General features: G+C 61.7%; 8 protein-coding genes and 2 pseudogenes. 8 read left to right on the top strand and 2 right to left on the bottom strand.

All coding sequences use genetic code 11. The features are described 5' to 3' along the window. Positions 1-981: acyl-CoA dehydrogenase family protein (locus HX846_RS22055; protein WP_178966094.1), on the top strand; the 981-nt coding region annotated here is incomplete at its 5' end. Here the strand turns inward: HX846_RS22055 and HX846_RS22060 are convergent. Together HX846_RS22060 and HX846_RS22065 are read right to left on the bottom strand one after the other, a co-directional pair. Then, positions 978-1,763 carry a sulfite exporter TauE/SafE family protein gene (locus HX846_RS22060; protein ID WP_008430805.1) on the bottom strand — a complete coding sequence of 262 codons (786 nt, stop codon included), beginning with the start codon at positions 1,761-1,763 and terminating at the stop codon, positions 978-980. The two genes, HX846_RS22055 and HX846_RS22060, sit on opposite strands and share 4 nt — an antisense overlap. Before the next feature lie 82 nt (positions 1,764-1,845). After that, entirely contained in the window at positions 1,846-2,625 is a 780-nt protein-coding gene (locus HX846_RS22065; RefSeq protein ID WP_087692698.1) for a class I SAM-dependent methyltransferase, read from the bottom strand. A 137-nt stretch (positions 2,626-2,762) separates the two neighbouring features. On the opposite strand from HX846_RS22065, the gene HX846_RS22070 reads away from it, so the two are divergent. The 7 genes and pseudogenes from HX846_RS22070 to HX846_RS22100 all read left to right on the top strand — a co-directional run. Then, a complete protein-coding gene (locus HX846_RS22070; RefSeq protein ID WP_102605855.1) occupies positions 2,763-3,284 on the top strand; it encodes a DUF3455 domain-containing protein in 522 nt (173 codons plus the stop codon). A gap of 70 nt (positions 3,285-3,354) precedes the next feature. Continuing rightward, positions 3,355-3,882: a sigma-70 family RNA polymerase sigma factor gene (locus HX846_RS22075; RefSeq protein WP_008430807.1), complete on the top strand. Its 528-nt coding sequence runs from the start codon at positions 3,355-3,357 to the stop codon at positions 3,880-3,882. After that, positions 3,879-4,266 (top strand): annotated as a pseudogene (locus HX846_RS22080) (RNA polymerase subunit sigma-70); the annotation flags it as partial. The gene HX846_RS22075 and the pseudogene HX846_RS22080, both read left to right, overlap by 4 nt. A gap of 87 nt (positions 4,267-4,353) precedes the next feature. Further along, entirely contained in the window at positions 4,354-4,872 is a 519-nt protein-coding gene (locus HX846_RS22085; RefSeq protein WP_003216742.1) for a DUF2059 domain-containing protein, read from the top strand. A gap of 6 nt (positions 4,873-4,878) precedes the next feature. Continuing rightward, positions 4,879-5,172: a BolA family transcriptional regulator gene (locus HX846_RS22090; RefSeq protein ID WP_003216739.1), complete on the top strand. Its 294-nt coding sequence runs from the start codon at positions 4,879-4,881 to the stop codon at positions 5,170-5,172. A 274-nt stretch (positions 5,173-5,446) separates the two neighbouring features. Further along, positions 5,447-6,391, top strand: coding sequence for a rhodanese-related sulfurtransferase (locus HX846_RS22095; protein WP_003216738.1), 945 nt, complete (start codon positions 5,447-5,449; stop codon positions 6,389-6,391). Positions 6,392-6,427: 36 nt separating this feature from the next. After that, positions 6,428-6,539: pseudogene (locus tag HX846_RS22100) on the top strand (DsbA family protein); the annotation flags it as partial.

Consider the following 6,539-nt stretch of genomic DNA (forward strand, 5'->3'; position numbering starts at 1 on the left):
GCCGACCCGGCGCTGGGGCAAATCCCGCAGAACCATTTCGGCATCCTGCACGTGCTGCAAGGTGCGGCCAGCGAGCGCCAGAAAAAGCAGCTGTTCCAGAGCGTGCTGGACGGCTGGCGCATCGGCAACGGCGGCCCGGAACGCGGTACCAAAAACACCCTGGACCTCAAGTCACGCATCACCGCCGAAGGTGACGGCTACGTCGTCAGTGGCCAGAAGTTCTACTCCACTGGCGCGCTGTTCGCCCATTGGGTGGCGGTCAAGGCCTTGAACGATGACGGCAAAGTCGTCATGGCGTTCGTGCGCCGTGGCACCGAAGGCCTGCGTATCGTCGATGACTGGTCAGGCTTTGGCCAACGCACCACCGGCAGCGGCACCTCGCGTTTTACCGATGCGGTGGTGGAGGCGGAAAACGTCATCGACTTTGCCACGCGCTTCAAATACCAGACTGCGTTCTATCAGTTGGTGCTGCTCGCCACCCTCGCCGGCATCGGCCGCGCGGCCCTCAAGGATGTGGCGCATCAGGTGCGCAGCCGCAAACGAATCTACAGCCATGGCAATGCCGCCCATGTGAGCCAGGACTCGCAGATTCAGCAGGTGGTGGGTGAAGTTGCAGCGCTGGTATATGCGGCCGAAGCCAGCGCATTGAAAGCCGCAGTTCCAGCGCAGCGGGCTTATGTGGCGCGGTTCGGTGGGGACGATGCCGTGGAGCACGAAGCCAATGTGGCCGCCGAAATCGAATCAGCCACGGCGCAGGTGGTGGTCTCGGAACTGATCCAGCGCGCCACCACTGAACTGTTCAACGCACTGGGGGCTTCGGATGTGCGCCAGGGCAAAGCCCTCGACCGGCACTGGCGCAACGCCCGCACCGTGTCGTCCCACAACCCGGTGATCTACAAGGCGCGGATTGTCGGCGACTGGGTGATCAACCGCACCGAGCCGCCGTTCGTGTGGCAGATCGGCAATGGGCCGGCGCGTTAAAACGCCAGCTTGAAGCCGATCATCACCAGCATGAACGCCAGGCAAGGACGCAATATCCCGTCCGGGACCTTGCCGGCCATGTGGCTGCCGACATAAATCCCCGGCAGCGAGCCCAGCAACAGGAAGCCCAGCAGGGTCCAGTCCATGTTGCCCATGCTGGCGTGGCCGAGGCCGGCGACCAGGGTCAGCGGCACGGCGTGGGCGATTTCGGTACCCACCAGGCGCTTGGTGGCCAGGAACGGGTACAGGATAAACAGCGCCACCGTGCCCAGGGCACCGGCGCCGATGGAGGTCAGGGCCACCATGGTGCCGAGGACAGCGCCGGTGATGATGGTCAGCGCATTGAGGTTGCGCGGCGCCATCTTGTAGTCGTCGCCGGCATGCCTCTGGGCAAAGGCCAACAGCTTGTTCTTGAACAGGATCGCCGTGGCCGTCAGCAGCAAGACCACGCCCAGGGACTGCTTGATCACCGCGTTCAAGGCGGCGGGGTCGGTGTCCAGGCTCTTGAGAAACCACAAGGTCAGCAACACGGCGGGCACGCTGCCCAGGGTCAGCCAGCCGGTGATGGTCCAGTCGATGTTGCGATTCTTGCTGTGAACCAGCACCCCGCCGGACTTGGTGATGGCGGCGTACAATAGGTCGGTGCCCACGGCGGTGGCCGGGTTGATGCCGAACCAGAGCAGGATCGGCGTCATCAACGAGCCCCCGCCTACACCGGTCATTCCCACGATAAATCCAACAATCAGGCCAGCAATCGAGAAACCAAAATTACCTACATCCATTACCACTACCTGCGGCCTTATAAAATTCTGGCCGCAGCATAGCGATTTTTCTTATAACTACTTATATCAAAACGATCTGACTTTATGCCTTTCTGGTCAGCCGCTGGCTGCGATAAGCCTGGGTCTGGTACGGAAACGCAACCGTCTCACGGCCGCGCAAGGCCGGATGCGTGTTGATCAGCGACTGCAACTGCTCAGTCACCTGCGCCTTTTCTGCCGGTGGCAATGCGGCGATAAAGCTCACGGAAAGGAAGCGGTCCATGATCACTTCCTGGGGGCTGCCGACATGGCTGTAGGGGAAGCAGGTCATTTCGGGGGCGGAAAAATACTCGCCGGTAAAGGCCTCGCGCCAACGTCCGGTATGAAAGCGCGGTGTGTCGCCCTCGTAGGGCGTGATGATTTCGGTGATGGCCGCGACCCAGTCCACCGACTCATCCCGCACATTCCAGATCAACCCCAGGCGACCGTCCGGCTTGAGCACCCGGTGAATTTCCGCCAGGGCCGCTTCCGTGGAAAACCAATGGAACGCCTGGGCGCACACCAGGGCATCAGCGGTGGCCGCCTCCAGGGGGATGGCTTCAGCGGTGCCCGACAGCAGGCGCACCTGGGGCAGCAGTTTGTGCAACTGCGCCCCCATTGCCTCCACCGGCTCCACTGCGATCAACGTCGGCGCCACGGTGCTGAGCAAGCGGGTGAACTTGCCGGTGCCGGCGCCCAGGTCGATGACCGTGGAGTGGGGATTGATCTGCAGGGCGTCGGTGAGCCAACCCGTGAGTTGCCGTGGATAGTCCGGCCGGCCTTGGGCGTACGTGACGGCCTGAGTAGAGAAGCCCTGTTGAGCAGACTTGTGAACACCGGTCATCGTCAATCTCTCCTCTGGTAGTGCGGGGGCCCACAGTGTGCGCCCTTGAAGATTTATTTTCTAATCGCTGCATCCGTTTGCGCGTGCCGTGGGTAGTACAGGTAGCAGCGCCTTGCTGCCCTTATGGAGAGACACCGATGAACGCCAAAGCCCTGTTCTGCGTGACCTGCCTGTTCGCCGCTGCACCGACTGCCTTTGCCCAGACCGGTTTACCCGACAGCATCAAGGTGCCGGACGGCCACAAGGTGACCATGGAAACCACCGGAGTCGGCGAAATCACCTACGAATGCCGGGACAAGGCCAATGCTGCCGGCCAGACCGAATGGTTTTTCGTCGGGCCCAAGGCGGTGCTCAATGACCGCAGCGGCCAGCAGGTCGGTAGCTACTTCGGCCCGCCGGCCACCTGGCAGGCCAAGGATGGTTCGAAAGTCACCGGCACCCAGTTGGCCGTGGCGCCGTCCAGCCCTGGCAACCTGCCTTATCAACTGGTCAAGGCCAACCCCGCCGAAGGCAAGGGCGCGATGAGTGGCGTCGCGTATATCCAGCGGGTGGCCCTCAAGGGCGGCGTGGCGCCAGGCACGGAATGCACGGTGGCCAACAAGGGCAAGCAGGAAGTGGTCAAGTACCAGGCCGACTACATCTTCTGGGCGGCCAACTGACCAGATTCGTCTACGCTGCTGCCAAAGCGCCCCGGGCTCACCGCCGGGGCCTCCACCTGGAAACCTGTCTTTGCCTGAAGCCGATTTTGACTATCAAGCCTGCCTGCTGGCCTGCGCCCGTGGCGAACAACCGGCCTTGCGCCGGCTGTATCAACAGGAAAGCAGCCGGCTGCTGGGGGTCGCGTTGCGCATCGTGCGTGACAAGGCGGTGGCCGAAGATATCGTGCATGACGCCTTCATCAAGATCTGGAACGGCGCGGCCAGTTTTGACCCGCACAGAGGCTCGGCCCGCGGCTGGGTATACAGCGTGACCCGGCACCTGGCGCTAAATGCCGTGCGCAGCAATGGACGCGAAGTGCCCCTCAGCGAAGAGCATGAAAGCGCAGAGCGCGCTGACACCTTCGACTATCAGGCGCACTCGGGGCGGATCTACAGCTGCCTCGAACAACTCGACCCGGCCCGCCGCAACTGCATCCTGCATGCGTATGTAGACGGTTATTCCCACAGCGAAATCGCGCACAAACTCGGCACCCCGCTGGGTACCGTGAAAGCGTGGATCAAACGCAGCCTCGCGGCATTGCGTGAGTGCATGGCATGAACAGCATCGACGAACTGGCCAGCGAATATGTGCTGGGCACCTTGCCCACCGAGCAACGCACCGAGGTGGAACAGCGCCTGGCCACCGATGCCGACTTGCGTGCGGCAGTGGACGCCTGGGAACAGCGCCTGCTGCCACTGACTGGACAGGCCGCTCCGGCAACGCCTTCGGTGTATTTATGGCGACGCATCGAGCGCAGCCTGGGGCATTCAGCCACCCGGGACTCGCCGGTCTCATGGTGGAACAGGCTGGCGTTGTGGCGCGGACTGGCCGGCGCCGGCATCGCGGCGAGCCTGGTATTGGCGACACTGCTGTTGACCCGTACGGCCGCCATCAACCCGACCGCGTATGTGGTGGTGCTGAGCCCCGCAAAACCAGGCCCCACAAGGCGTGGGGTTGAGCCGCGGCGTTTTTTAGGCGCAGAATGGGCGCCCTTGGGGTCTTACCTCGCCTGCTAGAAAAGGAAACTCGATGACTCGTCTTCGTGCCATCTGTACCGCGGTTGCTCTGGTATGTGCCAGCGGCCAGGTTTTTGCCGATACCGCCAGCCACAACGCCAGTGCCGAAGCCTTCCTTACCCTGGCCCATGCCGACAAGCTGGGTACCCCGGTGTACATGCAAGTGCAACAAATGTTCGCCCAGCGTTTCGAGCAGACCAAGGCGCCTGCTTCCAAGCAAACCGTCCTGGACACTTACCAGGCCAAGGCCAACACCGCCCTGGACCAGGCCATCGGCTGGAACAAGCTCAAGCCGGACATGATCAAGCTCTACACCGACAACTTCAGCGAATCCGAGCTCAAGGACCTGGTTGCGTTCTACCAGTCGCCACTGGGCAAGAAAGTCCTGGAGAAGATGCCCCAGCTGACCCAGCAATCGGCCCAGATGACCCAGGCCAAGCTGGAAAGCGCGGTACCTGTGGTGAACAAGCTGCTGGAAGACATGACCAACGAGCTGACGCCAAAAGCCCCGGCCCCGGCCAAGAAGAAGTAAACAGGAATGACCATGCAACAGCGTATCGAATCGGCACTCGTCGCCCTGAGCCCGGAACACTTGAGCGTGCTGGATGAAAGCCATATGCACAGCCGTGGGTTGCAGACCCACTTCAAGGCCGTGCTGGTCAGCCAGCAGTTCGAGGGCCTCAACCGCGTCAAGCGCCACCAGAAGGTCTATGCCACGTTGGGTGACCTGATGAGCGAATTCCATGCGTTGGCGCTGCATACCTACACGCCTGAAGAATGGGCGAAAATCGACGCAGCCCCGGCCTCGCCGACCTGCGCCGGCGGTCACTGACACTGTGGCACATCAGCTTGATGTGGCGAGGGAGCTTGCTCCCGCTGGGCTGCGCAGCAGCCCTTCTGCCAATCACCGCGATCTTTCTGAAAGGTTGCAACTGCCTGGTTGGGGCCGCTCCGCAGCCCAGCGGGAGCAAGCTCCCTCGCCACAGTAAGAGGCGGTCCATAATCGTCGCCATTTTTGTTAGAATCCGCAACGCGCCGCTCAGTCGGCGCGTTTTTTTTGCATCCGGTTCACCCTTTACGAGGGTAGCCACCTGGAGAGAACACCCATGACTCAACCGATTGTCGTGGCGGCACTGTATAAGTTCGTCACCCTCGAAGATTACGTCGCCCTGCGCGAGCCACTGCTGCAGGCGATGGTCGACAACGGCATCAAAGGCACCTTGCTGATCGCCGAAGAAGGCATCAACGGCACCGTTTCCGGCAGCCGCGAAGGCATTGATGGCTTGATGGCCTGGCTCAAGAACGACCCGCGCATGGACGACATCGACCATAAAGAGTCGTACTGCGACGAGCAGCCGTTCTACCGCACCAAGGTCAAGCTCAAGAAAGAGATCGTGACCCTGGGCGTCGAAGGCGTCGATCCGAACAAGAAAGTCGGCACCTACGTCGAGCCGCAGGACTGGAATGCGCTGATCAGCGACCCTGAAGTGCTGCTGATCGATACCCGCAACGACTACGAAGTGTCCATCGGCACCTTTGAAGGCGCGATCGACCCGAAGACCACCAGCTTCCGCGAATTTCCCGACTACATCAAAGCCAACTTCGACCCGGCCAAACACAAGAAAGTCGCCATGTTCTGCACCGGCGGCATTCGTTGCGAAAAGGCCTCGAGCTATATGCTCAGCGAGGGTTTCGACGAGGTGTATCACCTCAAGGGCGGCATCCTGAAGTACCTCGAAGAGGTGCCGCAGGAAGAAACCAAGTGGCAGGGCGACTGCTTTGTGTTCGACAATCGCGTGACCGTGCGCCACGACTTGAGCGAAGGCGACTACGATCAATGTCATGCCTGCCGCACACCGGTCAGCGTCGAGGACCGTGCATCCGAACACTATGTAGCTGGCATCAGTTGCCCGCATTGCTGGGATAAGCTTTCAGAGAAGACCCGTCGCAGCGCGATCGACCGGCAAAAGCAGATTGAACTGGCCAAGGCCCGCAATATGCCGCACCCGATTGGCTACAACTACAAGCAATCCCCATCCTCCGAGGCCTGAGCCATGTCCGCACGCCTGCTCTATGTAATGGATCCGATGTGCTCCTGGTGCTGGGGTTTCGCCCCGGTGGCCAAGGCGCTGGTTGAGCAGGCCCAGGCCGCAGGCGTGGAGCTGCACCTGGTGGTGGGCGGCTTGCGCACCGGCAGTG

This window comes from Pseudomonas sp. K5002 (genome assembly GCF_013386655.1).
In the GTDB taxonomy this organism is placed as follows: domain Bacteria; phylum Pseudomonadota; class Gammaproteobacteria; order Pseudomonadales; family Pseudomonadaceae; genus Aquipseudomonas.